Raw genomic sequence first — 26,539 nt, 5'->3', positions numbered from 1 at the left:
ACGAACCCTTAAAAAACGCGGCACGCTCTAAAACTGGAGGAACATATGGGGGATATCCTGCAGCTGATCCTGAAAAGGCTTGGCTTGGGGCTGATCACGCTTTTCGTGATCTCGATCCTGATTTTCTTTGCCGTCGAACTTCTCCCTGGAGACATCGCCCAGGCGGTGCTGGGACAGTCAGCCACACCTGAAACCGTTGCCGCCTTGCGGGAAAAGCTCGGGCTGGATCAGCCGGCCCCACTACGCTATCTGCACTGGCTCGGCGGAGCGCTGACCGGGGATTTCGGTGTCTCGCTCATCTCCGGTGAGCGGGTCAGCGAAGCGATTGGCGGCCGGTTCGTCCACACCCTGTTCCTGGCCGCCTATGCGGCGGTGATCGCGGTTCCCATCTCGATCCTGCTGGGGATCATCGTCGCGTTGCTGCGCAACACCCTGTTCGACCGTGTTGTCAATGTGGTGACGCTTACCTCCATCAGCTCCCCGGAGTTCTTTCTCGGCTACATCCTGATCCTTTATCTGGCGGTCAAGACCAACTATTTCCCTGCGATTGCCAGCCTCAGCTCCGACATGAGCTTCGGCGAATTGCTGCACCGGACCTTCCTGCCGGCGCTGACACTGGTTCTGGTGGTGACCGCCCACATGATGCGCATGACCCGCGCCGCGATCATCAATCTGCTGGCTTCCCCCTATATCGAAATGGCCCGCCTGAAGGGCGTCCCCCCCTGGAAGGTAATCGTCCGGCATGCCCTGCCCAATGCCTGGGCGCCGATCATCAATGTGGTCGCGCTGAACCTGGCCTATCTGATCACCGGTGTGGTGCTGGTGGAAGTGGTGTTCGTCTATCCCGGCGTCGGCCAGCTTCTGGTGGACGCAGTGTCGAAGCGCGACTTCCCCGTTGTGCAGGCCTGCTGCCTGATCTTCGCCGCGACCTTCATCCTGCTCAATCTGGCAGCGGATGTGGGCGCTATCCTGACCAATCCGCGTTTGCGGCACCCGAAGTGAGGATCGCGCCATGAGCACCTTCGTTATTGCCTATTACGCGCTGCTGATCGGGGCCTCCTGCCTGGCAGCCTATTTCAAGCAGAAGCAGATTTTCCTGCTGATCTTCTCCCTCACCCTGATCTCCTTCGTGGCGGGCATTGTCGGCGGGGTCGAGGCCCTGCGCTTCATCACCACCGCCGCCGGCCTGTTGGCCCTGGCCGCCGGGGTCTCCTATGCTTTCCGCGAATTCCTGATCCTTGTCACCCCGGACGGCATCTCCAAGGAACTGAAGACCGCACCCTTGACCGCCGCCTTTGGCATGTTCGTGATTTTCACCTATGCGATTGCCGGACTTTTCGCGCCCGTCATTGCCCCTTTCGGGGAAGCGGAAGTGATTTCCTCTGCCTTCGCCCCGGCCGATGCCACCATGCTTCTCGGCGCCGACCAGCTTGGGCGCGACATGTTCAGCCGCATCATCTTCGGGGCGCGAAACTCGGTCGGCCTGGCACTGACGGCAACCGGGCTCGCCTTTTTTATCGGCGCGCTTGCAGGCTTGCTTGCGGCCACAAAGGGGGGCTGGTTCGACCAGCTCATGGGCCGGGCCGCGGATGTGATCATGTCCGTACCGTCGCTGATCTTTGCCCTTCTGATGCTCAGCATATTTGGCACCAGCTTGCCGGTGATCGTGCTGATCGTGGCTCTGATCTATTCACCGCGCGTCTTCCGCCTCACCCGGGCGGTGGCCGGAAATGTGGTGGTGATGGATTATATTGAAGCAGCCAAACTGCGCGGAGAAGGCACCTGGTATCTGATCCGCAAGGAAATCCTGCCCAATTCCACCGCACCGCTGGTGGCAGAATTCGGCCTGGAATTCTGTTTCGTGTTCCTTTTGATCGCCGGGCTCTCCTTCCTGGGGCTCGGCATCCAGCCGCCCACGGCGGACTGGGGCTCCATGGTGCGGGAAAACGCGACGCTGATTTCCTTTGGCGAATTAACCCCACTCATTCCGGCGGCAGCCATCGCGTTGCTGACCGTTGCGGTGAATTTTGTGGTCGACTGGATGCTGTTCCGGTCCTCTGGCCTGAAGGAGGTGTGAGCATGGTGCCGAAAAAAGACATTCTGCTCGATATCAAGGACCTTCGCATTGAGGGCTATTCCGACGACCGCTGGGTCGAGATCGTGCATGGGGTGGACCTGACCCTCCACAAGGGTGAAGTCCTGGGCCTGATTGGAGAATCGGGCGCTGGCAAATCGACCATTGGCCTTGCCTCCATGGGCTTTGCCCGCGACGGATGCCGGATTTCCGGCGGCTCCATTGAATTTGACGGCATGGAGCTGACCACCACCCCGCAAAGCGATTTAAGGGCCCTGCGCGGCTCGCGCATTGCCTATGTGGCCCAATCGGCGGCCGCCTCGTTCAATCCGGCTCACCGGATCATCGACCAGCACACCGAAGCCCCGATCCAGTACCGCATCCAGAAGCGCGTGGAAGCGCAGGAAGATGCGATGGAGCTTTACCGCCGCCTGCGGCTGCCCCATCCGGAGGAAATCGGCTTCCGCTATCCCCACCAGGTATCCGGCGGTCAGCTGCAGCGGGCCATGACGGCCATGGCCATGGCCTGCCGGCCGGATCTGATCATCTTTGATGAGCCGACCACCGCTCTTGATGTGACCACGCAGATCGAGGTTCTGGCCGCCATCCGCGACATTGTCGACCAGTTCAACACAGCTGCCATCTACATCACCCACGATCTGGCGGTGGTGGCCCAGATGGCCGACACGATCAAGGTGCTGCTCAAGGGCGAGGAGGTGGAGGAAGCACCGACCGAACAGATGCTGGACTCGCCGAGCGAAGACTACACCAAGAGCCTGTGGGCGGTGCGCAGCTTCAAACGGCCCCAGAAACAGCGCCCGGCCGATCCGGCCGCCGTGCCGATCGTCTCCGTCCAGGCTATCGATGCGGCCTATGGCAAGACCAAGGTGCTGGAAAATGTCTCCTTTGACATTCACCCCGGCATGACAGTGGCTGTTGTGGGCGAGTCCGGTTCCGGCAAATCGACCACCGCCCGCTGCATCACCGGCCTGCTGCCGCCCACCACCGGGCAGATCCTCTTCAACGGAGAAGCGTTGCCGCCCCGCTATCAGGATCGGACCAAGGACCAGCTGCGCCAGGTGCAGATGATCTATCAGATGGCCGACACGGCGCTGAATCCGAAGATCCGTATCAGCGACATTATCGGCCGACCGGCCCAGTTCTATGGGGGACTTCAGGGCACGGCGCTGAAGAACCGGGTGGATGAACTGCTGGACCTGATCGAGCTGGATCCGGCGAAGTTCTACAACCGCTATCCGCCGGAACTGTCCGGCGGCCAGAAACAGCGGGTCGGCATTGCCCGGGCCCTGGCGGCCGATCCGGCCTTCATCATCTGCGATGAAGTCACCAGCGCGCTAGACCAGCTGGTGGCGGAAGGTATCCTGAAACTGCTCGACCGGCTGCAGCAGGACCTTGATCTGGCCTATATGTTCATCACCCACGATCTCGCCACCGTGCGCTCGATTGCCGATGAAGTGGTGGTGATGCAAAAGGGCAAGGTGGTGGAACAAGGGCCGAAGGACAAGATGTTCACCCCGCCCCATCATCCCTACACGGACCTTCTTCTGTCATCAGTACCCGAAATGGACCCGAACTGGCTGACAACTCTTCTGGAAGAGCGGGGCACGGACACCCCGGGCGGGCCGCAATAGGCGCGCCCCCTTTTCCCTGCAAAAACCCCCTCCGGCACAGGCGCCGAAGGGGGTTTTTCCTCTTTCTTGAAGATGCCTGGTGCAAATCGCGTTACATCAGGTTGCCCGCCATGAATGGGAAGCGCTTTAGTTGGTGATTGGCGACAGCAGATCCGGATTGACGACCAGATTGCGCACCCCATGGGCGTATTTTTCGTCAAACTGATTGTCGGAGAGCCAGGCACCGACCGAGTTGATGTCGAGCTTCACCACATTCGGCCGTACATTCCAGGAGACCTGGAACGGCGAGCCTTTCTCGTTGTAGCTGGGACCCGTGGTCGAGCCGGAATAACTGACTGGCGTGCCCAGATCTGCAGGAATGTTCACGGCCTGATACAGATCGCCAATCTTTTCCACCTTGGCCATGTCCTGGAAATCGGCCGCCTGCGGATCGTTCACCAGAACCGCGACAACGGCCTCCACCCGCAGCTGCGGATTGGCAATCGACTTGCTGATACAGGCCCCCAGAGACGGGCCCGGCGTGATCTGCGCGGAGGAGAAGACGAAGTGGATTTCGATCGTATCGCCCGGCTCAAGATCACCATGATCGCTTGATCCGACCGGCTGGGCCAGCGGCGCCAGTTCCGCATCGCTCAGGCTGCCGTCATATTTGAAGCCGGTACCGTAGCCTTTGCCATCGCCATTGCCGGCGAAGGTCGTGAACTGGCCGCCCCTGTGCTCAGCGTTTTCATGAAAATGGATATTGCAAAGGTTCATCTCTGCGCTGGCAGGCGCCCGGCCAAAGGAGCGCAGATTGTTGCCTTGAGAAGACGCCAGATCCCGCGGCGCCTGGGGGCCGAAGCCCTGCCCTGCTGTCGCGGCTGCGAGGGCTGTCCGCTGCCCGGCAATCACCTCGTCGGACACAGCCCCGGCAATATCTGAGGCTGCAAGGGCAGACGCAAAGGCAACCCCGCCGGTGCCCAAGATGCCTAGCCCCAGTGTTCTCACAAACAGGTTGGGTGCTTTTTTCTGCATATATTTCCGCTCCGAATACGTTTTAAAAAAGTGCAATCAGCCCCTGGCCAAAACACGTCAAAGCGCCCCGAAAGGCACCTTTCCAGGCCAGCGGCACGTTTCACATCAAAGGTTATAGGGCTCAACCCGTAATCATGTAGCCGGTCAGAGCCATTAATCCGACAAGAAGCGCATACACCCCGGCAAGAGCCTGCCAGGTGCCACTGCGGTTCCGGAATTCACGAACAAAATCATCACGGGTCATATCGACCTCCCGACGCCCGGTCCTTGACCGGAATGATGGTCTTTCAATGAAAGGAAATTAGGGGAGGAAAGTTAAAATTTCAATCATCCGGTGCAAGACCTTTGGGATTTTTTGCTTCAAGACCAGCACGAACATTTCAACCTTGAAGTAAAAAAGCCATAAAAATCAATAAAACAGCTCCTGCGACCCACAACAGCAAACCGGTTTGGATCAGGTTCGGTAGCCCTGTTCGACCTCGATCAGGCGCTGCTTGCGCCAGAGCCCGCCGCCATAGCCGGTCAGAGAACCATCAGCCCCGAGGATCCTGTGACAGGGTACGACAATGGCGATCTGGTTGGCGCCATTGGCCCGCGCAACCGCCCGCACGGCCTCCGGTCTGCCGAGCGTCCGGGCGAGGTCGGAATAGCTTTTTGTTTGCCCCGCAGGAATGTCCATCAGAGCCCGCCAGACATCCCGGGTAAAGGCGGTGCCATGCAGCGCAAGTTTGGTCTGAAACCCCGCAGACTGCCCTTTGAAAAACCGGTCCAGTTCCTCCTGGATCTGGTCGGTGACAGCTGTCCGGCCAAACCCGATCCGGCCTTTCGCAAAGCCGTTCAGTTTCCGGACCTCCGCCGGTAGCGCCTTGCGGTCAAAAAACTCCAGCAGGTGCAGCCGGGAGGTGTCGGTGACGGCAACCAGAGGCCCGAGGGGGGACGGCACCCAATCCGCAACCAAAAGCGGATCCTGGGAAAACGTGCCTGGAGCCTGCCCAAGGACTTTGGAAAACGCTGCACGGAAGGCGCTTGGCGAATTGAACCCGGCCGTGATCTGCGCATCGATCACTTTGCCGCCATCGGCCAGCGCGGAAAAACCATCCTGCAGGCGGCGCTGGCGGGCCATTTCCAGAAAGGTCATGCCGAACTGGCGCTTGAACGCCCGCCGCACGGTGGACGGGTCCAGCCCCCTGCGCACCAGATCCGGCTCGCCCCAGCGGTATCCGGGCCGTGCCTCCAAAGCTTGTACCAGCGAGGCAATCACAGGATCGGCGCTCGCTTCCGGTGTCGTCGGCTTGCAGCGCTTGCAAGGGCGGAAGCCTGCCTCCAGACAGGCAGCCACCGTCTCCTGAAAGGTGCAGTTTTCCGGTTTCGGTTTGCGTGCCGGACAAGTGAGCCGACAGAAGATACCCGTGGTCGCCACACAGACAAACATGCGCCCGTCATAGGAGGGGTCCCGGTTGAGCAGGGCGTCGTAAAGCGTGTCGAAACTGGGTCTGGTCATCAGCATGGCCGCTAAGATAAGCCCTGACACACGGATGTGCAGCCGCAAATCGGGCGTTTATTTACATTCAAATAAAGGCTCCGTTTTCGCCAGCTTTGTGCTTAGTCTTTCCGGGCCAGCTGATACACCTGATCAGCGCCCGGGAAGCTCCGGTCCTTCACCTCTTGCGCATAGGCCTTGACCGCCGCTTCGATCTGCCCGCCGAGATCACCATAGACCTTGACGAATTTCGGCGGCGCGGGGTTGAGGCCCAGCATGTCCTCCAGCACCAGGATCTGGCCGTCGCACTGCGCCGAGGCGCCGATACCGATGGTCGGGATCGGGATTTCTTTCGTGATACGGGCCGCCAGCGGTTCCACCATCCCTTCCAGAACCACCGCAAAGGCCCCGGCCTCGCTCACGGCCACCGCATCCTCAACATGCTGGTCCCAATCGCCTTCCTGGCGTCCCTGGGTCTTGAAACCGCCCATGACATGCACCGATTGCGGGGTCAGGCCGATATGCGCCATCACCGGTATGCCGCGCTCGCTCAAGAACCGGATCGTCTCCGCCATGCGCGTGCCGCCCTCCAGCTTGACCGCTCCGCACTGGGTCTCCTTCATCACCCGCGCCGCGTTTCGGAAGGCGGCGGACGGGCTTTCCTCATAGGTGCCGAAGGGCATGTCAACGACAACAAGCGCGCGCTTCGTGCCGCGCACCACTGCCTTGCCATGCATGATCATCAGCTCCAGAGACACGCCGACCGTGGAATCCATGCCATGCATCACCATGCCAAGGCTGTCGCCCACCAGAATGAAATCCGCGTGGCTGTCGACAATGGCAGCCGTATGTGCGTGGTAGGAGGTCAGGGAGACAATCGGCTCCCCGCCTTTGCGCCTGGCAATCTGGGGGGCCGTCATGCGGCGGAGGGGGGCTTGCGCGCTCATGCGTCTTCCTTATCTGAAGGGAAAAACCGGCCCGTTCACGTGGCGGGCGCCAAGGGAAGGTTTGGGGCCAGATCCGGGGGCGGGGCCAGGACACGCTGGTCAATCAGCAGAACACCGCCAAAGCGGACGGCCAGCAGCACCACAGCCGGGCGGTCCAGGGGGCCGGAGAGCTCTTCAAGTGTCCTTGCATCGCAGATGTCAACGCTTTCCACCCGTGCGGACGGCGCCGTATTCAGGTCCGCGCGCACCGCCTCAGCCAGATCCGCAACCGTCTGCCCGGTCTCCGCAAGGCACCGCGCACGGTTCAGGGCCCGGTTCAAAACGGCTGCCTCCTTGCGATGTGCCTCCGACAGGCGCACATTGCGGGAGGACATGGCAAGCCCGTCCGGTTCACGCACGGTCGGATGGCCGATAATCTCAAGCCGCATGTCCAGATCCTGCACCATCTGCCGGATCAGTGTAAGCTGCTGGTAATCCTTCTCGCCGAAGACCGCGCAATCCGGGGTCACAATGTTGAAGAGTTTGGTTACGACCGTCGCGACCCCGCGGAAATGCCCGGGCCGCAGGGCCCCCTGAAGAATGCCGGACAGCTCCGGCACCTCAACAAACGTGCCGCCGCCCGGCCGGTACATTTCCTCAACGGGAGGCAGGAACACGGCATCTGCCCCCTCCGCCTTCAACAGCTCTAAATCGCGCGCCTCGTCGCGCGGATAGGTGCTCAGATCCTCGTTCGGACCGAACTGCGCCGGATTGACGAAAATACTGGCCACCACCCGGTCCGCCCTGGTGCGGGCCATGCGCACAAGACTTAAATGGCCCTCATGCAAATAGCCCATTGTGGGCACAAGGGCGACCGTCCCGCCCGCCCTTTGCCAGCTTTGCACGGTGTTGCGCATCTCCGCCTTCGTCCGGCAGATGATCATCTTGCAGCCTCCCTGCCCTCCGGTTCCAGCCGGGGGCAATTTCTTCTTTTCGCGAGTGCAACATAGGCGCAAGGGACTGCGCGGGTCCAGCACCACATGCGTGCGGCTCCCGGTTTTCACGCGGTGCTTTCGCCTCACGTCCTGAAAAGCCGTCTCCAGCATGTGAGGGCGGATTTTAAGCTCCCAGATCCACGATCCCGCGCTCGGCAAGGCCGGTCAGCTCAGCCTCCGTCAGGCCCAGATGGCGCGTCAGGACATCGGCAGTATCAGCGCCGAGAAGTGGCGGAGCCTTGTCATAGCGCACGGGCGTTTTTTCCAGATTGATGGGCGAGCCGATCAGATCCACGGTACCGCTGAGTGGATGCGGCAGCGTGATCTGCATCTCCCGGGCGCGCACCTGCGGATCGGCAAACACCTGGCCAAGATCATTCACCGGACCGCAGGGCACACCGGCCTGTTCCAGTCTTTTGATCCAGTCTGCCGCACTGCGCTCAATGGTCAGGCGCCGGATCAGCGGCACGAGCTTCTGCCGGTTGCGCACCCGGTCAGCGTTTTTGGCAAAAAGCGGATCGTCTGCAAGGCCGGGCGCCCCGGCAACTGCGCAGAAGGCGCGGAACTGACCGTCATTGCCCACCGCCAGAATGAAGGACCGGTCGGAGGCCGGAAAAGTTTCATAAGGAACGATGGTTGGATGGCCATTGCCGAGACGGCCAGGCACCTCCCCGGAGACAAGATAGCCCACACCCTGATTGATCAGCCAGGAGACCTGGGCGTCCAGAAGAGAGATGTCGACATGCTGGCCTTCACCCGTCTTGTGGCGGTGCGTGAGTGCTGCCAGAATGGAGACCGCCGCATACATGCCGCACATGACATCGGCAATGCCGACCCCGCATTTGGTTTCCGTTCCACCCGCCTCATCGGCAAAGCCGGTCAGCGACATGATCCCACCCATGCCCTGGATCAGAAAGTCATATCCGGGCCGGTGGGCATAGGGGCCCGTCTGACCAAAACCGGAAATGGAGCAATAGATCAGTCCCGGATTGCGGTTCTTCAGCGTGACATAATCTAGCCCCCGGCGCTTCAGGTCGCCGACCTTGAAATTCTCCAGAAGGATATCGGCCCGTGCAGCCAGATCCGCGATCAGCGCCTGGCCCTCTTGACTGGCAAGATCAATGGCAACGGATGCCTTGTTGCGGTTGGAAGAAAGATAATAGGCGCTTTCGCCGGTCTCCGCGCCGGTGCCATCCTTCAGGAAGGGCGGTCCCCAGCCGCGCGTATCATCCCCCCGGCCCGGACGTTCGATCTTGAGGACCTCCGCTCCAAGGTCTCCAAGGACCTGGGAACAGGTCGGACCGGCCAGAATGCGCGACAGGTCCAGTACGACAAGCCCGGAAAGCGCTCCAGGCGCGGCAGAGGAATGTGACACACAAACCCTTTCAGATGGTGGCCCGGGGCCCTTTCAGGCGACGGACGGATTGGCAGATTGTCAGCTTTTCGGGACCCAGCCCTTCAGCGCACCGAGTTTGGTCCAGGCCCGCCGGATCCATTTGGCGTCCACGCTGTGGCCACCCTGATGCAGGCATAGCTCCAGCATACCGTTTTCCGGCACCCATCGTTCACAGCTCAAACCGCCGTCCTGATAGGTCTCCGGTGGCGTGGCGATCAGGCCGGTCTGGCGGCGCCAGACGTCGAAACTCTTGTAAACATCGCCCTGTTTCCACCTGTGTCCGCCCAGCCAGCGCCCGGCCAGCGGCACCACCTTATCGCTGGTGCCATGCACATGAAACAGATAGGGCGCATCGGTCGGGCAGCTCTCCGGCAGCGGTTCCCAAAAGGCTCCCGAAATCGGCGCAAATCCCGCAAACCGGCGGGAGTCGTCACAGGCCAGATACCAGGTCATGAATGCGCCGGAGGAAAACCCTGACAGGAGTGTGCGGGTCCGGCCGATCCCGAAGCGCTTCTCCAGATCTGCAAGGACCGCGTCAAAAAATTGCGGCTCGTTGCGCAAATGCTCCGGTGCAGTGGGAAAGGACCAGGTGCCCTGTACCCCTTGCACCGCGACGAGCGCAACACCGAGCTCATCGGCCATCTTGCGGAAGCTCTGGTTGCGGATGGCATTGACCGCCTTGCCCCGGTGGCCATGCAGGAAGAAGATCGCACCGCGCGCAGAAGATGCGGCCCAGGTTTCCGGCAGGTGGATGTAGTAGTCACCGCCGCTGAGACTGCAGGCTGTGTCCTCGCCGCAACCGGCCGCCTCCATCGCCTGCAAAGGTCCCGTGACCAGCCCAAGGACCAGAAGCGCCACTGCTGCGGCCAGTGACCATGTCTTCAAACGCATGTCCTGCTCCTTTGCCTGATCAGGCCCGCCAAACAACCGGGCGGGCCGCCCGACAGAACGGGCTTTGCCACCGTTTGTCCAGACCGGGGCGATCACAACTCGGCGAGAGGCACAGTGAAGAAGAGAGCCTCAACGGACCCAGGTCCTATTCCCAGGCCCCTTCAGTGGGAATGTTCAGCACCCGCCCGCAATGTTTGCAATGGACCGCATCCGTATCATGACGGCGCAGGCCGCAATCCGGGCACACCACATGGGCCTTGGCGGGCCGGAAGATCGTCTGGACCAGCCGCAGGAACAGGGCCACGCCAAAAATCATGATCAGCACCGTCATCAGCCGCCCGACACTGTCAGTCATGGTGATATCGCCAAAGCCGGTGGTGGTCAGGGTGGTCACCGTGAAATAGAGCGCATCCAGATAGGTGTTGATGTTGGGGTTCCGGTCATCCTCGACCACAAAGACAATGGCGGTCACCACGAAAATGAACACCACCAGATTGACCGCCGATTGCAGGATGTCCTCGTTGCGGCGGAACCATTCCGATGCCTCACGCAATTCCTTGAGCAGGTGATAGGACCGCATCAGGCGCAGCATTCTGACCACGCGCAGAAACGCAAAATTCTCCAGGAAGGCCGGCGCCACCAGCGAGGCGATCACCACCAGATCGGCCAGGGAAGTGAAGCTGAACAGATATCGGCTGGGACGGGCTGCGGCGATCAGCCGGGCGACATAATCCAGCGTCAGCACCCCTGCAATCACATAATCCAGCGTGTGAAAATGCCTGTCTGGATCGAGAACCGAAGACGCGATGAAGTACCCGATGGTGATGAGATCGAACGCCAGAAGACCGAAGCGGAAAACACGTGCGCCCACCGAATGACCGAAATACACTTGTCGCAGGAAGCTGCGCAGCGCTGACCGTTCCGCCGCCATCAGATCTGCCCCGCCATTGCTGTTCCCTCCTCAACTCACATACTGTACGTCTTGCGGAAGACCACTCCCGCTGCTTTCCGGCAGCCCCTCACGTTGCCTGCCGCTCCCTTCCGTGTACGTCCTGCATGACCCAGCAGCAAGGGGCCTCTTTATTCGCAGCGCCGCACCGGTTACGACCAAGGCAGATGGGTGAATACCAAGCTCAGTACAGCGGGATGCGAACATCCCCTTTGGATTGGAGAGAATGAATGTTTGATGTGTCCGGAAAAACCGCTCTGATCACCGGCGCCAGCCGCGGGATTGGCGCAGCAGCGGCGCGCAGTTTTGCCAAATATGGTGCCAAGGTTGTTCTGGCGGCCCGCTCCAGCGGGGCGATTGAGCGCATTGCCGCAGAGATCCGGGACAGCGGCGGCGAAGCTGTCGCGCTGGCCTGTGATGTGGCCACCTACAGCGCTGTGGAAGCTGCGGTACAAACGGCTATCGAGACCTTTGGCAGCCTCGATATTCTGGTCAACAATGCCGGGGTGATTGAGCCGATCTCCCGGATCGAGTCCTCGGACCCGGAGGCCTGGGGCCAGGTCATCGATATCAACGTAAAGGGCGTCTATCACGGCATGCGGGCCGCGGCGCCCCACATGCTGGCCCAGGGCGCGGGCACGATTATCAATATCAGTTCCGGAGCTGCCACCGGCGCGCTGGAAGGCTGGAGCCAGTATTGCGCATCCAAGGCGGCAGCGCTTTCCCTGACCCGCTGCGGCGACAAGGAATTCGGCGGCAAGGGCATCCGCGTGGTCGGGCTCAGCCCTGGAACCGTTGCGACCCAGATGCAGGTGGATATCAAGGCGTCCGGCATCAATCCGGTGAGCCAGCTTGACCCGTCCGTCCATATTCCCGCCGAGTGGGTCGCCGAGGCGATCTGCTGGCTGTCGACCCCGGCCGGAGACGCCTACAGGGGCATTGATTGCTCCTTGCGCGATGAAGCGGTGCGCAAGGCGGTCGGACTGATCTGAGGACCGGCCAGCGGGTCTTGCCAAATCCCAAAAAGAAAGAGGGCCGCTGAGCGGCCCTCCCATGAGATCGACGTGACCCGGAAGGTCCGGATCAGATCCCGGTGAAACCGTTCGATTCCAGAGGCTGCTCCAGCACCGTTCCATTCCACCCAGATTTCCGGGCCACGTTGCGATACTCACTAGACATGGGCACACCTCCTTTCAGCTGTTTACGACCGTTTCAGTCTGGCCACTGAAATGTGGCATCTCAAGAAAATTCTGCGCGCTGAGCCGCCTCAGCTTCCGGCAAGTGCCATCTGTGTCCGGGATGCAACAGATCGTACCGGGCGGGACGCCTCAAGTCCTTGACCTTACGGAACTTAAGCTGATCCCCCGATTTGCAGCCGCTGGCGCAAACGGGTGCCGAAAACGCTGCCAAGAAAACCGAAGGCCAGCCACAGCCAGCCGTGAAGCGAGCCGGACACAAGACCGCCGAGATAGGCGCCGATATTGCAGCCATAGGCGAGCCGGGCGCCATAGCCCATGAGCAGCCCGCCCGCAATGGCGGTGAGCATGTCCTGCCGGGTTAGACACCAGCGCGGCGTAAAGCGCCCCGCCAGCGCGGCGGCCAGCATGGCGCCCAGCATGAGACCGAAATCCATCACCGATGTTGTGTCCCGCAGCACGGAATTTTCCAGACTGCTGCGCTGCCAGGTCCAGTAGGGCCAGGTGTCGACCGGCAGGCCCAGTGCCGCAAAGGCCTTTGCCCCCCAAAGGGCAAAGGCAGAGGTGATGCCCCAGGGGCGGCCGACGACCACAAAGGTGGCGATGCCCACAAAGGCCAGCATGACCGCTCCCAGAAGAGGCGACCAGGGCCCGGTCAGTATGGACCCTGTCGGCCGGGGCACCGCCAGGGTCCCATGGGCGGTCCGTTCCAGATGGATGGTCAGATAGGTCAGCCCTCCCAGCACCAGGGCTGTCAGCAGGAACGCCCCATGGGGCCCGAATTCATGGATCAGGGACACGGGTGGCAGTTTGGGCAGGCGGGCCCACAGGTGAAAATGCGCAGTTGCCAGAACGGAGCCCAGAATGAACGCGGCCAGGGTGACCATCATGCGGGTTGAGCCGCCGCCAGCGGTGAACAGCGTGCCGGAGCCACAGCCGCCGCCCAGTTGCATGCCGATGCCGAACATGAAAGCCCCGAGGGCTGCCGCAACGCCGAAAGGAAAGACAAAGCCGCCCGCCGGCCAGCCCAGCTGGCTGCCCCAGGCAATCAGCGGAAAAGAGACAACGCTGGTGAGCAGGATCAGCACGAACTGCGCCCGCAGCCCCGCCCCCCGCCGCTCTGTGACGATGCGGCGCCAGGCGGAGGTGAAGCCAAAGCTGGCATGATAGAGCGACACCCCGGCCACCGCCCCGATCAGGACCGCCGCCACCTGCCGCAGGCCCGCATGCCCGTAGGCCGCGAGCGCGATCAGGCCCAGAAGGACAGCGGCCAGCACAGTTACGGTGATCTGGGGTCCGGAGCGGGGAGCTTCCATCGGTCTCAACTCTTTCGCATTCTTTCGCCAAGCTGCTGGCCGCGTTGACGTTTCCGGCTTGCTCCGCAAACGGACCCCTCTTCACAGTCGAATACCTGCAGCGACATGAGTGTTACGGCAAGGGTGGGGCAGACCTCTACACATTGCCAACACCTTTTTGTGTTTTGCAGTTCATGAGAAGGCTGCGGATTTTTACCACAGACCTTATTATTAGCCGCAGAGCCCGCCAGCATCTTTTAAAGGCGGCGCCGCCAATCTGCCGCTGCGTTTATTTGAAAGGCAGAACATGCGCCTTAGTGACCAGTTCGGATATGACGTGACCCTAGTGGACAATGTGGCTCTGGCCGCCTGGAACCTGACAGTGCGCGCATTCCTGTCCCACGGCAAAACCACGCCGCAACATCTGGAAACCTGCCTGGACCGGGCCCCGGACTTTGCCCTTGCCCATAGCGCGCGCGGCCTATTCTGCCTGCTCCTTGGCCGAAAGGAACTGATTGCGACCGCCTCCGAGTGTCTGGCGATTGCCACGGAATCTGCGCGCCACACCCCAATCACGGCCCGCGAGCAGGCGGTGCTGGAAGCTCTGGCCGCCTGGCTCAAAGGGTTCCCGAGCCGCGCCGCCGACCTGCTGGATGCAGAACTGGCCCGCTCGCCCCAGGATGCGCTGATCATGAAACTGGTGCATGCGATCCGCTTCGTGCTCGGCGATGCGGCCGGGATGCGCCAGTCCATCGAGCGCGTCGCCCCTGCCTACGGGGAAAGCCACCCGGCCTATGGCTATCTGCTCGGCTGCCACGCCTTTGCGCTGGAGGAGACCGGCGACTACCGCCAGGCGGAAGCCTCGGGCCGCAAGGGACTGGAGTTTGCCGCAGACGATGCCTGGGGCCTTCATGCGGTGGCCCATGTTCATGACATGACCGGCCGCTCGGAGGAAGGCGCCGGCTGGCTGGAAACCCGGCCGGAGGGCTGGGCCCATTGCAACAATTTCGGCTATCATGTGTGGTGGCATCTGGCGCTCATGTATCTGGACCAGGGGCAGGCCGACAAGGCGCTGGCGCTGTATGATGCCGATATTCGCAAAGACAAGACGGATGACTACCGGGACATTTCCAACGCGGCCTCGCTTCTGGTGCGCCTGGAGCTGGAAGGGGTTGATGTCGGTGCCCGCTGGGAGGAAATCGCGCTTCTGTCCGACAAGCGGGCCGAAGATGGCAGCAATGTTTTTGCCGATCTGCACTATCTGCTGGCGCTGCTGAATGGCGGCCGCCGCCTGGGCACGGAGCGGCTGCTGAGCGGGCTGAAAACACGGGCGCAGCACGAAACGGATCTCGGCCGGGTGTCCGCCGAAGCGGGCCTGCCCACAGGCCTGGGCCTGGAACAATACCGGAAGGGCAACTACGCCTCGGCCTTTTCCCTGCTGGCCTCGGCGCGGGGAGCCCTGCACACCGTGGGCGGCTCCCATGCCCAGCGCGATGTCTTTGAGCGGATCACCATTGACGCGGCCCTGCGCGCCGGACTGTCCCAGGACGCGGAGCGGCTGGTCAAGGACCGCAGCCGCAAGCGGGGGGCGCTGGACCGGTTCGCCGAGCAGCGGCTGGAGCTCTGCACCCGGATGCGCCGGGCCGAGCAGGTGATGGAGGACGAGAACCTGCGCGCCGCAAATTCAGCATAATTTTCGGCGACACCGGACCGATCTCATATTTTCTGGAATAGCCGTGAATATACACTCTCAAGCAAAGCGCCCGCGCGACCCGCGTCTCGATTTCTTTCGCGGTCTCGGCATGTTCATCATCTATGTGGCCCATGTGCCGTCCAATTGGTGGACCTTGTGGATCCCAGCCAGGTTTGGCTTTTCAGATGCCACGGAAATCTTTGTCTTCTGCTCCGGCATGGCCTCGGCCCTCGCCTTTGGCAAGGTGTTCGACCAGCATGGCTGGGGCATGGGGGCCGCCCGCATCCTGCACCGTATCTGGCAGGTTTACTGGGCCCATATCGGCCAGTTTCTGGTGATTGCGGTCGGGCTGGTGCTGGTGACCGACAGCGGCTTTCTGAGTTCCTGTTGCGGCTTGAGCGAAGACTATGTCAATTCGCTCAACCTGCGCCATCTTTATGACAACACTGCCGTCGCCCTGCCCGGCATTCTGACGCTGACCTGGGTGCCGAATTATTTCGACATCCTGCCCATGTATCTGGTGATCCTGGCCCTGATCCCGGTGCTGATGCTGGTGGCCCGGGCCTCTATTCCCGCCGCGTTTGTGCTCTCCTTCGGGCTCTGGTTTGCCGCCCAGTTCGGCTGGCTCGATCTGATGGCCGAGCCCTGGCTCAATTCCAGTGGCGAGCATCGCAAATGGTTCTTCAATCCCTTTGCCTGGCAGATGCTGTTTTTCACCGGCTTTGCCTTCATGCGCGGCTGGATCCCCGCCCCGCCTGTCAGCTGGCCGCTGGTTCTGGCTGCCCTCGCCCTTGTGCTGGTCACCGTGCCCTTTGCCTATTTCCGGGTTTATGGCGAATTTTACTATGATGTGGTGTGGGCCCGCGAGATCCGGGAGGCCATCAAGCCGCTTTGGATCAAGACAGAATTCGGCCTCCTGCGCTATGTCCACTTTCTCGCCCTGGCCTATGTTGCCTGGGTCGCTGCCGGAGAACATGGCAAACGCCTGCTTGGCCATGGTGCTGTCTGGGGCCAGTTCGTGCGCATCGTGCAGAAGGTGGGCCAGCAGTCGCTCGCCGTCTTCATGGCCAGCCTGGTGATTGCCCAGGCCGCTGCCATTCTGCGCGACATGGCCTGGGCGCGCGGTGAGTGGGGCGCCCAGCTTCTGACCAATGTGGGCGGGTTCCTGGCGCTGATTGCGGTGGCCTATGTGGTCGCCTGGTACAAGGGCCAGCCCTGGCGCAAACCACCTGCGGTCCCCGCGCCGCCCAAGGACGCCGCGCCTGTGTCCAGTCCGGACAAAAACCCTCCTCCTGCGCCTGACGCCAGCCCTCCGCCGGCCCACGGCATCTTGGACGAAACACCGAAAGACATCCGGGACAAGGTGCTCACCTAGACCAAGCCGCTTTCGCTGCCTGAAATCAAAGATTTCAACGCAAAAGGCACAACAGCTTGCATCCGGATGAACGCGGCAGGCTCTGGAAATGGCTTTTGGGCTAGAGCATCGTGCGATAAGTCTGCACCATTTGATGCTGGAAAGCAGATCCTTCGGCAAGGCGCTTCGCGCAGCGCGATGCGGTGTATCGGGCAAGCGACGCAACGCTGCCGACGGGCTGCTTTCCATCACCCCAGGGGCCGGTCTGCTTTGCCCGCTGACATCGTTGGATCGCACTTGTGGTGGGAAACACCACGGCGCGCGATCCGCCTCCTCAGCAGACAAAGCAGATCCGGTCAAATGGTGCAGACTTATCGCACGATGCTCTAGGCTCGCCTCCCCCAAAAAAACAGCGCCAGGAAAACGCTTTGCCTGGCGCCGTTTTTGTCAAAAGGCCCTTGCGACCCCGCGCGATCAGGCGAGGTCCAGCGGACCGTGATCGTCGCAATGCCCGTCATGGGGGTGGTGCAAGCGGCCGTTGACCAGATAGCAGATATGCCCGCCATGGGGCACAGCCTCATGGCCGCAGCCCGGGCCGTGGACATGGCCCGGCTCATGGCCGAGATGGTCAGAGGCCACCGGCGCGCAGCCCTCTGGATTGGCGTCGGACACTTCAATGACATGCTCTTCCACCGTGTCACCTGACTGATGATGCAGGTGGCCGTCATGGAGGTAGTCGACATGGTCGCCGTGGCGCACAGCCGTGTGGCCGCAGGCCGGGCCATGCACATGGGGGTGGTCCTTATGGGTCGGTGTCTTGCCGGACATGGCGTCTTTCCTTCTTTCCTTGTGTCTCACTCAGGATGTGCTTTCCGCCGCATGATCCAGAATGTCGCGCAAGAGATGCACCACATGCTCATCTGCCAGGGCGTAGTAGATGTGTTTGGCCTCCCGGCGGCGCGTCACAAGCCGGGCCGCATGGAGCTGCTTCAGCCGGGCGGAGACATTGGCGATCTTTTCGTTTTCCTCTTCCGCCAGTTCCGTCACGCAGCGCTCTCCATCAGCCAGCCGCAACAGGATCCGCAGCCGCGCCGCCTCCCCTGCCGCCCGCAGCATCATCGCCGCCTGCTCCACCGTCGCTTGCTCAGGCACAGCGGCGGCAGCGTGTGTGTCATGGCTGCTGTGCCCACAGTCCGGGAGATCGTCTTCGCTCGGCATAACTCATTCTCACATTCAACTGATTATTTGAATGGCATGTATGAAGAGGATCTTCAAGTGAATTTTCGGTCAGGTTTTTTTTTGGGGGGGCAGCGATCAGGAAAGGCCAGGGTATTGAAGTGACCATTTCCATTGCGGCCCTTCGGGTATCCGCACGCTCGAGTGGATCATCGAATGGCGCGGACAGCCCTTGAACATCAGGGGGGACAATGGTCCGGACAACGTCAGTGCCGACCTGCAAATATGGGCTTCAAAACGTTGGATCGGCTTGGAAGACATCCTGCCTGGTAAACCACAACGGAACGCCCAATATCGACCGCGACAACCGAACCGTCCGCCATGAAAGGCTCGCGCTGTATATCTTCAAAACGATCGATGAGGCCCAGGATCACGCAACACGCAGGCTATGGACATACAACAACATACGGCCAAACCTGGCCATCGGTGCAATCAACGCTTTCAAGAGTGCTGGAAAGCCATTGGACAATATTCTCATTGCTGGTGTTGATGGCACGTTGCAGGCACGCGAAGTTATGGCAGAAGGAGCCCTGGCATCTACACTGCTCCAAAATGCGAAGGCGTAAGGCGAAACTGCGGTGGCGACTGCTGTTCCCATGCCTAGTGATGGTTTTGCCGAGCAGTTCCAGTGGGCCCCATGGGAAATGATCCTTCCAGATGACGTTTAGTTTCAGCCCCTTTTGAGCAAAGCCTCTGCACTCGTGACAACGACCCGGGCCTCCCGCATCATTCTGCAGCAGCTGGAAACGGCAGCTGAGCGGGTGGAACTGCAGCCGCCTCCTCGTCCATGGACGGCTGAAGGCGGCGGAGGCGCAAGGCATTCGCCAGAACAAAGACAGAGGACAGCGCCATGGCCCCGGCGGCCAGAACCGGCGACAGCAGCACGCCAAGGGCAGGAAATAAGACGCCAGCTGCCACGGGGATCAGGGCAGTGTTATATGCAAAGGCCCAGAAGAGGTTTTCCCTGATGTTGCGCATGGTGCGCCTTGACACCTCATGGGCATTGACGACGCCGCGCAGGTCCCCCGACATCAGCACAATATCGGCTGCGTCAATTGCAACATCCGTTCCCGTGCCGATTGCAATACCGACATCCGCGCTCGCCAGAGCGGGGGCATCATTGATGCCGTCGCCGACAAAGGCGACCTTGACGCCAGCACCGCGCAACGTGTTGAGAGCGGCGACCTTGCCTTCGGGCAGCACCCCGGCCACGACCGTGTCGATGCCCGTTTCTGCCGCGATGACCTCCGCCGTCTCCTGCTTGTCGCCGGTGATCATGGCAACCTTCAACCCCTTGGCCTTGAGGGCGGAAATGGCCGCCTTGCTGGACGGTTTGACCGGATCGGCAATGCCCAGAACAGCGGCGGCCCGCCTGTCCACCGCCACATAGAGCGCCGTCCGGCCCTTCCGCGCAAGCGCCTCTTCCTGGCTTTGCAATCTGTCTGTTGCAATATCCTTTTCAGCCATAAACCGGCCGGAGCCGACCAGAACCTGCTGTCCCGACACCTCGGCCCTGACACCCTGTCCGGGCACCGCATCAAAATTCTGGGCAGTCAGAGGCGGGCCTGCGTCCGCAGAAGCTGCGCGCAGGATCGCCTCGGCCATGGGATGTTCCGACCGGCTTTCGACGGAAGCGGCCAGCTGCAGGACGGTCTTGCGGTCAAAGCCCTCGGCCAGAACCATGTCAGTCAAGTCCGGGCGGCCTTCGGTCACCGTCCCGGTCTTGTCGAGCGCAACAAGGCCGACCTGGGCCAGCTGCTGCAGCGCATCTCCCTTCCGGAACAACACGCCCATTTCCGCCGCCCGCCCCGTGCCCACCATAATCGAGGTGGGCGTTGCCAGCCCCATGGCGCAGGGGCAGGCGATGATGAGCACAGAGACGCCCGCCACAAGTGCCAGCGTTGCCGCAGGCTCCGGACCAACAGCCAGCCAGACAGCCACCGTCAGCACGGCCACCGACATGACGGCAGGCACGAACCACAAGGTGATCCGGTCAACCAGCCCCTGGATCGGCAGCTTCGCCCCCTGGGCTTGCTCAACCATGCGGATGATCTGCGACAGCGTTGTCGCCGCCCCCACGCGGGTGGCCCTGATGTCCAGGCTGCCCGGTCCGTTGACCGTGCCGCCGGTGACCTGCGCGCCCTCAGCCTTCTTCACTGGCACCGGCTCTCCGGTGATCATGCTTTCATCAACATGGGAGGCGCCGTCCACCACATCCCCATCCACGGCAATACGCTCCCCCGGGCGCACAACGATGGTGTCGCCGGTTGCCAGCATCTCGACCGGCACCTCAACCGTCTTGCCGTCCCGCAGGACCCGCGCCGTCTTTACCTGAAGGCCGAGCAGCCTTTGAATGGCCGCCCCGGTGCGCCCTTTGGCCCGGGCTTCCAGAAACCGCCCGAGCAGCACCAGCACCACGATCACTGCGGCCGCTTCAAAATAGACCGCCCGCACATCCGCGGGGATCAGTGCGGGCAGGAAAGTTGCCACAAGGGAATAGAGGAAGGCAGCGCCCGTGCCGACAGCCACCAGGCTATTCATGTCCGGCGCGCCTTTTGCGAGCGCCGAGAGCCCCTTGGTATAGAACTGCCGCCCAGGTCCAATCAGAACAAGACTGGTCAGGATGAATTGCAGGCCCCAAAGGCTCTGCTGCCCCACTGCCGCGTCTAGCCAATGGTGCAGGGCAGGAACGGCGTGACCACCCATTTCAAGGACAAAAACCGGCACTGCCAGCAGCGCTGCAAGAACCGTCTTGTGCAACAGGATCTGCGCCTCCTCCTGCTTGCGTGCGCCCTGGTCACGGGCTGTGCCTGCATCGGCCAGCATTGCCGGATATCCGGCCAAGGCAGAGGCCTGCAACAGCGCGTCCGGCGTCACGGCCCCTTCGGCGTACGTCACGCTGGCCGTATCTGCAGCAAGATTGACGGAAACCCAGACCGTTCCGGGCACGGCTTCAAGGGCCCGGGTCACGCGGCCGGCACAGGAGGCGCAGGAAAGGCCTTGAAGGGACAACAGGACGGTTTTTGTGCGCGCCGGATAGCCGAGATCATCAAGTTTGGCGATCACCGCCCCGGTCCCGGCTCCCTGTCCGTCCCCATTGGCAAACGTGACGTGAACCCGCTCAGCCGCGAGATTGACGGCCGCCTGCGCGACCCCATCCAGCGCGGAGAGCCCCCGCTCAACGCGCCCGGCGCAAGAGGCGCAGGACAGACCTTGAAGGGAAAGGGACAGGGTGTTTTGCGAGGACATTGACGGGACCAGGATTTGTTCATGCATGCTCCCTCAAATAGGGGCTCCACTCACTGGAAGGTCAACACCAAATCCGGCAGTTTTCTATAAGCAGTTCCCCTGACCATCCAGTGCTGCCAGCGCCGTTGCGGTGCTGCTGAAGAGGCTCGCTTCAGCAGCACGAACGGCCGGAGCGTCAGGTGGGAACGATCACGCCGGGCAAATTGTTCACGCGCATGGTCTGGTCGGGCTGGAAATGCACGACGGAGCGGATCGACTTGCCGGCATTGAGCAGATCAAAGGCGGTGTTGATCTGGTCGTGGGTCATGTTGTGGGTAATATAGGGATCCACGTCGAAATCCCCGCGCAGCCACTCATCCACCATGCCCGGTAGCTGGCTGCGGCCCAGAACGCCGCCAAATGCGGAGCCTCTCCAGACCCGGCCGGTCACCAGCTGGAAGGGGCGTGTGGCGATTTCCTCTCCGGCTCCGGCCACACCGATCACCGTACACTCGCCCCAGCCTTTATGGCAGCTCTCGAGCGCCGAGCGCATCACATTGACATTGCCGATACACTCGAACGCATAATCCACGCCGCCATTTGTCATCTCAACGATGACCTCTTGCATCGGCTGGGAAAAATCCCCCGGGTTGACGCATTCGGTTGCGCCCAGGCTTTGAGCGAGAACGAATTTGTTCGGGTTGGTATCGATGCCGATGATCCGCCCGGCTCCAGCCATTTTGGCGCCCTGGATGACGGCCATACCGACCGCCCCGAGACCGAACACGGCCACCGTGGCACCTGCTTCCACTTTCGCGGTGTTACGCACTGCGCCCATGCCGGTGGGAATGGCACAGCCCATAACGCTCGCCTTGGCCAAAGGCGCATCCATGGAGATTTTGGCAACGGAGATTTCCGGCAGGACCGTATATTCGCTGAAGGTGCTGGTGCCCATATAGTGATGGATCATCTTGCCCTTGTAGGAAAAGCGGGATGTGCCGTCGGGCATAACGCCCCGGCCCTGCGTCTCGCGGATCGTCTGGCACAAATTGGTCTTGCCGGACTTGATGTAGGGACAGTTCGGGTCTTCGGGAATATAAAGCGGAATGACATGGTCACCAGGCTTGACGGACGTCACGCCTTTGCCAACTTCCTCGACCACACCGCAGCCCTCATGGCCCAGCACCGCAGGAAAGAGGCCTTCCGGGTCCTTGCCCGACAGGGTGAAGACATCCGTGTGGCACAGGCTTGTCGTGACGATCCGGACCAGAACCTCACCGTCCTTCGGGCCTTCCAGGTCAATTTCCTCGATTTCCAGGGGGCGGTTCGGCTCCCACGCGATAGCAGCACGCGTTTTCATGGAACACTCCTTCTTCTTCGAATGCTTGATGATTGGAGCGTTACCTTATAACTATCCCCTCTCTTGAAGAATGTTTCCATACGGACGATTCCGGCCAAAATACCGGTCTTCCGGCAAAGGCCACGGATCCGAGCATGCGCAGACCGTCCCCCTCCTCAAACGTTCTGCCGGTACAGATTGTCATCTATCCCGGTTTCAAGTCGATGGAAGCCGTGGGGCCGATCAATGTGCTCACCTATGCCAACCGCCATCTTGAAGAGCGGGGCGACCCGCGCCGCTATGACATTACCCTCACGGCCCCCACGCAAGGCATGATCCCATCTGACACGCTGATTGCGCTTGAAGCGGCGGCGCCACTGCCGGACACCCCATGCGCAACGGTTATGGTGACCGGGGCGCCTGATATTGAAACGGCCTTGTGCAATCACCCGGAGATCGTCGGATGGTGCCGGGACCACGCCCCCGCTGCCAGCCGGTTCGCCGCTTTTTGTTCCGGCAGCTTTTTTCTGGCAGCCAGCGGCCATCTGGCGGGCCGCCGCGCGACAACGCATTGGAGCGTTGCCGCGCTTTTGCGCCGGCGTTTTCCGGATGTGCAGGTCGAGCCGGATGCGATTTTCATCCAGGACGGCAATCTTTGGACCTCGGCAGGGGTTAGCGCGGCGATTGATTTGACCCTTGCCTTTGTCGAACAGGACTTCGGGCATGACCTTGCCCTCAGTGTGGCCCGGGATCTTGTCATCTACCTGAAGCGGCCCGGCGGTCAGTCGCAATTCAGTGCCGCCCTGACCAGCCAGATGACCTCTTCAACCGGCATCCGGGACATTCAAACCTGGGTTTTCGGCAATCTTGACCATCCTCTGACAGCCGATGCGCTCGCGAAACGCAGCGGCATGAGCGTGCGCAATTTCTCCAGACTGTTTCAAAAGGAAACAGGGCTGACACCGGCACAATTTGTCGAAAGCGCCCGGTGCGAAAAGGCTGTGAGTCTGCTTCTGGACACGTCTTTACCGATGAAATCAATCGCGTTTGAAGCCGGTTTCGCCTCCGACGAACAGATGCGGAAGGTCTTCACCCGGCGCTTCTCGCTCACGCCGAAACAGTACCGCGAGCGGTTTTCAACGAGCGGCAATACCGGCACACGGGGCTGAGTGCTGCTGCGAGGCCTTGGTTACAACTCACTTACCAGACAAAAGCGAAACCTAGCGCTCGCAAAGCACACACCTCCCGTTAGCTTCGGCCTGAGTTTCTGTTCCAGGCCCAAGCGAAGCTGGTCGCGCGCAAAATGCAGCAACAATGCCCCCCCGCCAAAACGACTGATACCGGCTTCTCGGATGGCGACACCGGAGTGGATCGCATCCGCCTCTAAGGCTTTGGCAACATAAAACCTTGCAATACATAGTACCTTTTATTACATGGTAATGTATGACAAATAATGCGGCAGAGATGGCCCATGGCAGACACCGGGACAGCTCCCAGATCCAGCTCAGAAAGGGGGCCCTCCAGCTTTGCGTGTTGGCGATGCTCGCGCGCAAGGAAAGCTATGGCTATGAGATTTCAAGCAGCCTTTCCGAGAGGGTCGGGATTGGTGAAAGCACCATCTATCCGCTTCTGCGCAGGCTGCAAAAGGATGGGCATGTAGCCTCCCGGCTGGTGGAAACCAGCACTGGTCCGTCACGCAAATATTATCGGCTGACCGACACCGGGCATCAGGAGCTTGAAAGACAGAAACAGGGCTGGAAGGCCTTCATGACAGGCGTTAATGGGATTCTTGGAGATATGCCATGACACGACAAGCCCCGATGCGACAACACATGCCACAACAGGTCTTTCTTGAGACCTTGAGGCACGGTCTGGGGGATATGTCTGCGGGCGAGCGCGAGGAGATCCTCGCTGATTATCAGGCCTATTTTAACGAAGCCCTGGCGGAAGGGCGGGAAATAGACGACGTGCTGGCCGCTCATGGCGACCCGGAGCGGCTGGCACAGGAACTGCGCGCCGAGATGGGATTGCGCCGCTGGGAACAGCATCACAGCCCTGCCAATTTCTGGAAAGCAGCGCTGGCTTTGTGCGGTCTGGCTGCGGCCGACATTGTGATCCTTCTGCCTGTCCTGTTGGGTCTTGGTGCAGGTGCGTTGATCCTGTTCTTCCTCCTGTCCCTGTTCGGTCTGATCGGCCTTGGCACATTGCTCGGTCTCCTGTCCGGCAGGGCTGATCCGTCCGAGGGAACAATGCTTTATCTGCTGGCGCGGAGTTTGGTTTTTTTGTTGCTCAGCATCGGTGGCGGTTGGGTGCTGCTGGCTGCCTTGCAGCGGACTTTGGGCTATCTGGCCCGCTATGCCAGACTGCATTACCGTCTGTTGCAGCCGGGCATCTTGCGCCCGTCCCGAACCCGTTCTGGAGATGCTCTTGAGGCCAGCTCATGACGAAGCCTCTGTTGCTGGCCCTTTGTGTCTTGTTGACAGGTGCCGGGAGCATCCTCGCCTATTTACTGGCGACCGGAGAGCGTGGCATTGGAAGTCTTGGCAGCAGCTATCAATGGCCCGCCCGGACGCTGACTATATCCCGGCTGCCTGCGGCTCAAAGCCAGGCTCTGGGCTGGAAGCCCGAAGGTCTTGATGCGGTCTTTGGCTATGCGGCCACCCTGAGCACGGACAGTCTGTTGATCGTGACCGGTGGCCAGATTGTGGGAAGTTTTGGGGATCTTTCGGCCCAATATGATGTCCATTCCATCCGGAAGGTCTTCCTGAGCGCCCTGATCGGTCAATTTGCCAGTGATGAACCGAAGCAGGAGAGGCAAGTGCAGCCGGATCAGGCCGCCTGCCCGGAACACGGGCGCATCCCGCTCCATGCCAGCTTACGAGCGCTTAAGATCAATGATGCGCCGACTCCGCTGTCGGATCTGCAACAAACAGCACAGGTTGAACAATTGCTCGAGAGCCGATCCGGTATCAACCATCCCGCAGCAGCAGAAGCCGGTTTGACGGCCCAGAAAGAGCGCCGCTTGGGCAAGGAGGCGCAGCGCCCGGGCACAGTTTGGGCCTATAACAATTGGGACTATAATGCCCTGACGACCATTTTTGAAAAATGCACCGGTCTGACCATCGCGCAAGCCTTTCTGCAGGGCATTGCCAAACCGGCTGGAATGCAGGATTTTTCCCTTGCAAATGTTGCCTATATCAGCGAACCGCACCGCTCGGAACATCGCGCCGCAGCCTTCAAAATGTCCGCCCGGGATCTGGCAACATTTGGCCAAATTTATCTGAACAAGGGCAAGAGAAATGGCCATCAGATCGTGCCAGCCGCCTGGATCGCGCGGATTGGGCGTATCTATAGCAAAACTGGCAGGACCGATCTCAGATGGGGCCACTCGGACCTTTGGTGGTTGCCCGGACCCAAGGAAGGCTTGCCCCCGGGCACCTATTGGGGCTGGGGATTGGGCAATCAGGCTCTGTTCGTGATCCCCGCATGGGATACCGTGATTGTGGTGCAGTCAGACACAACGGCGTTCCTCAAAAAATTCCTGCCAAGGATATCAGGCGGTACGGGGCAGCAAACGGGGGAGACATCTCTGGAAGCCCTGATCCGGGCTTGCCGCGCGCCAGACCAGCGCCAAAGCTCCTATTGCATTGAGGACCGGTTCACCACCCGCAGGGAATTAGAGCAGCTCATCGCCACCCTGCGCGCCGCCCGTCTCCAGGGGACAGACCAGCAGGCGAAGCTGGACTAAATCCTCAAACAAAAAAGCCCGCGCCCCGGATCGGGAGGATCAGGGCCAGCGGGCTTGTTTTGGTGAGACTGGC

Annotated in this window: 23 protein-coding genes and 1 pseudogene; 11 read left to right on the top strand and 13 right to left on the bottom strand. The window is 61.2% G+C overall.

All coding sequences use genetic code 11. From position 1 onward, the window contains the following. Positions 1–45 precede the first annotated feature (45 nt). Genes ACXAH0_RS04950 through ACXAH0_RS04940 form a run of 3 tightly spaced genes read left to right on the top strand, consistent with a single transcriptional unit; the run spans position 46 to position 3,726 of the window. A complete protein-coding gene (locus tag ACXAH0_RS04950; RefSeq protein ID WP_475173892.1) occupies positions 46–1,002 on the top strand; it encodes an ABC transporter permease in 957 nt (318 codons plus the stop codon). A gap of 10 nt (positions 1,003–1,012) precedes the next feature. Then, entirely contained in the window at positions 1,013–2,077 is a 1,065-nt protein-coding gene (locus tag ACXAH0_RS04945; protein ID WP_475173893.1) for an ABC transporter permease, read from the top strand. A gap of 2 nt (positions 2,078–2,079) precedes the next feature. Then, positions 2,080–3,726 (top strand): ABC transporter ATP-binding protein, encoded by a 1,647-nt coding sequence (locus ACXAH0_RS04940; RefSeq protein WP_475173895.1) that lies wholly within the window; start codon positions 2,080–2,082, stop codon positions 3,724–3,726. Between the two features lie 126 nt (positions 3,727–3,852). Here ACXAH0_RS04940 and ACXAH0_RS04935 read toward each other — a convergent pair whose 3' ends face one another. The 8 genes from ACXAH0_RS04935 to ACXAH0_RS04900 form a co-directional block, all read right to left on the bottom strand. Beyond that, a complete protein-coding gene (locus tag ACXAH0_RS04935; RefSeq protein ID WP_475173897.1) occupies positions 3,853–4,740 on the bottom strand; it encodes a delta-class carbonic anhydrase in 888 nt (295 codons plus the stop codon). A 121-nt stretch (positions 4,741–4,861) separates the two neighbouring features. Next, entirely contained in the window at positions 4,862–4,984 is a 123-nt protein-coding gene (locus tag ACXAH0_RS04930) for a hypothetical protein (protein ID WP_475173902.1), read from the bottom strand. A 210-nt stretch (positions 4,985–5,194) separates the two neighbouring features. Next, a complete protein-coding gene (locus ACXAH0_RS04925; RefSeq protein WP_475189475.1) occupies positions 5,195–6,247 on the bottom strand; it encodes a bifunctional transcriptional activator/DNA repair enzyme AdaA in 1,053 nt (350 codons plus the stop codon). Between the two features lie 95 nt (positions 6,248–6,342). After that, entirely contained in the window at positions 6,343–7,167 is an 825-nt protein-coding gene (gene panB / locus ACXAH0_RS04920; protein WP_475173906.1) for a 3-methyl-2-oxobutanoate hydroxymethyltransferase, read from the bottom strand. Positions 7,168–7,202: 35 nt separating this feature from the next. After that, entirely contained in the window at positions 7,203–8,090 is an 888-nt protein-coding gene (gene panC / locus ACXAH0_RS04915; protein WP_475173907.1) for a pantoate--beta-alanine ligase, read from the bottom strand. A gap of 175 nt (positions 8,091–8,265) precedes the next feature. Continuing rightward, the gene (locus ACXAH0_RS04910) at positions 8,266–9,516 is read right to left on the bottom strand and encodes a CaiB/BaiF CoA transferase family protein (protein WP_475189473.1); all 1,251 of its coding nucleotides are present in this window, start codon (positions 9,514–9,516) and stop codon (positions 8,266–8,268) included. 60 nt (positions 9,517–9,576) lie between these two features. Continuing rightward, the gene (locus ACXAH0_RS04905; RefSeq protein WP_475189471.1) at positions 9,577–10,428 is read right to left on the bottom strand and encodes a CE1 family esterase; all 852 of its coding nucleotides are present in this window, start codon (positions 10,426–10,428) and stop codon (positions 9,577–9,579) included. Between the two features lie 145 nt (positions 10,429–10,573). After that, complete coding sequence (locus ACXAH0_RS04900; protein ID WP_475173912.1) at positions 10,574–11,359, bottom strand: ion transporter; 786 nt, start codon at positions 11,357–11,359, stop codon at positions 10,574–10,576. Between the two features lie 248 nt (positions 11,360–11,607). On the opposite strand from ACXAH0_RS04900, the gene ACXAH0_RS04895 reads away from it, so the two are divergent. Beyond that, positions 11,608–12,369 (top strand): SDR family oxidoreductase, encoded by a 762-nt coding sequence (locus ACXAH0_RS04895; protein WP_475189469.1) that lies wholly within the window; start codon positions 11,608–11,610, stop codon positions 12,367–12,369. Positions 12,370–12,728: 359 nt separating this feature from the next. On the opposite strand, the gene ACXAH0_RS04890 is transcribed toward ACXAH0_RS04895, so the two are convergent. Then, on the bottom strand, positions 12,729–13,889 hold the full coding sequence (locus ACXAH0_RS04890; RefSeq protein ID WP_475189467.1) for a YeeE/YedE family protein: 1,161 nt from the start codon (positions 13,887–13,889) through the stop codon (positions 12,729–12,731). A gap of 286 nt (positions 13,890–14,175) precedes the next feature. Here ACXAH0_RS04890 and ACXAH0_RS04885 point away from each other — a divergent pair, with 286 nt between their 5' ends. Both ACXAH0_RS04885 and ACXAH0_RS04880 read left to right on the top strand, forming a co-directional pair. Beyond that, on the top strand, positions 14,176–15,561 hold the full coding sequence (locus tag ACXAH0_RS04885; RefSeq protein WP_475189466.1) for a tetratricopeptide repeat protein: 1,386 nt from the start codon (positions 14,176–14,178) through the stop codon (positions 15,559–15,561). Between the two features lie 49 nt (positions 15,562–15,610). Beyond that, positions 15,611–16,936, top strand: coding sequence for an OpgC family protein (locus ACXAH0_RS04880; protein ID WP_475189521.1), 1,326 nt, complete (start codon positions 15,611–15,613; stop codon positions 16,934–16,936). A gap of 453 nt (positions 16,937–17,389) precedes the next feature. Here ACXAH0_RS04880 and ACXAH0_RS04875 read toward each other — a convergent pair whose 3' ends face one another. After that, the gene (locus ACXAH0_RS04875) at positions 17,390–17,743 is read right to left on the bottom strand and encodes a hypothetical protein (RefSeq protein ID WP_475173922.1); all 354 of its coding nucleotides are present in this window, start codon (positions 17,741–17,743) and stop codon (positions 17,390–17,392) included. 30 nt (positions 17,744–17,773) lie between these two features. Continuing rightward, positions 17,774–18,133 carry an ArsR/SmtB family transcription factor gene (locus ACXAH0_RS04870; protein WP_475173923.1) on the bottom strand — a complete coding sequence of 120 codons (360 nt, stop codon included), beginning with the start codon at positions 18,131–18,133 and terminating at the stop codon, positions 17,774–17,776. A gap of 98 nt (positions 18,134–18,231) precedes the next feature. On the opposite strand from ACXAH0_RS04870, the pseudogene ACXAH0_RS04865 reads away from it, so the two are divergent. Further along, positions 18,232–18,585, top strand: a pseudogene (locus tag ACXAH0_RS04865) (integrase core domain-containing protein); the annotation flags it as partial. A 292-nt stretch (positions 18,586–18,877) separates the two neighbouring features. Here ACXAH0_RS04865 and ACXAH0_RS04860 read toward each other — a convergent pair. Both ACXAH0_RS04860 and ACXAH0_RS04855 read right to left on the bottom strand, forming a co-directional pair. Continuing rightward, positions 18,878–21,427, bottom strand: a complete 2,550-nt coding sequence (locus ACXAH0_RS04860) for a heavy metal translocating P-type ATPase (protein ID WP_475189464.1) — start codon at positions 21,425–21,427, stop codon at positions 18,878–18,880. A 148-nt stretch (positions 21,428–21,575) separates the two neighbouring features. After that, positions 21,576–22,739: an S-(hydroxymethyl)glutathione dehydrogenase/class III alcohol dehydrogenase gene (locus ACXAH0_RS04855; RefSeq protein ID WP_475173925.1), complete on the bottom strand. Its 1,164-nt coding sequence runs from the start codon at positions 22,737–22,739 to the stop codon at positions 21,576–21,578. Between the two features lie 134 nt (positions 22,740–22,873). Between ACXAH0_RS04855 and ACXAH0_RS04850 the strand changes: the two genes are divergently transcribed. The 4 genes from ACXAH0_RS04850 to ACXAH0_RS04835 all read left to right on the top strand — a co-directional run bounded on the left by ACXAH0_RS04850 (position 22,874) and on the right by ACXAH0_RS04835 (position 26,466). Next, positions 22,874–23,887: a GlxA family transcriptional regulator gene (locus ACXAH0_RS04850; protein WP_475189461.1), complete on the top strand. Its 1,014-nt coding sequence runs from the start codon at positions 22,874–22,876 to the stop codon at positions 23,885–23,887. A 274-nt stretch (positions 23,888–24,161) separates the two neighbouring features. Next, positions 24,162–24,524 carry a PadR family transcriptional regulator gene (locus ACXAH0_RS04845; protein WP_475189460.1) on the top strand — a complete coding sequence of 121 codons (363 nt, stop codon included), beginning with the start codon at positions 24,162–24,164 and terminating at the stop codon, positions 24,522–24,524. Further along, positions 24,521–25,162, top strand: a complete 642-nt coding sequence (locus ACXAH0_RS04840) for a DUF1700 domain-containing protein (protein WP_475189457.1) — start codon at positions 24,521–24,523, stop codon at positions 25,160–25,162. The genes ACXAH0_RS04845 and ACXAH0_RS04840 overlap by 4 nt, the downstream gene beginning before the upstream one ends. After that, entirely contained in the window at positions 25,159–26,466 is a 1,308-nt protein-coding gene (locus tag ACXAH0_RS04835) for a serine hydrolase domain-containing protein (RefSeq protein WP_475189456.1), read from the top strand. The genes ACXAH0_RS04840 and ACXAH0_RS04835 overlap by 4 nt, the downstream gene beginning before the upstream one ends. The last annotated feature ends 73 nt before the right edge of the window (positions 26,467–26,539 follow it).

The sequence above is a fragment of the Roseibium sp. AWQ4_290 genome, assembly GCF_056160985.1.
Note: the sequence above shows the minus strand (reverse complement) of the source record. Positions and strands in the feature narration are given on the sequence as shown.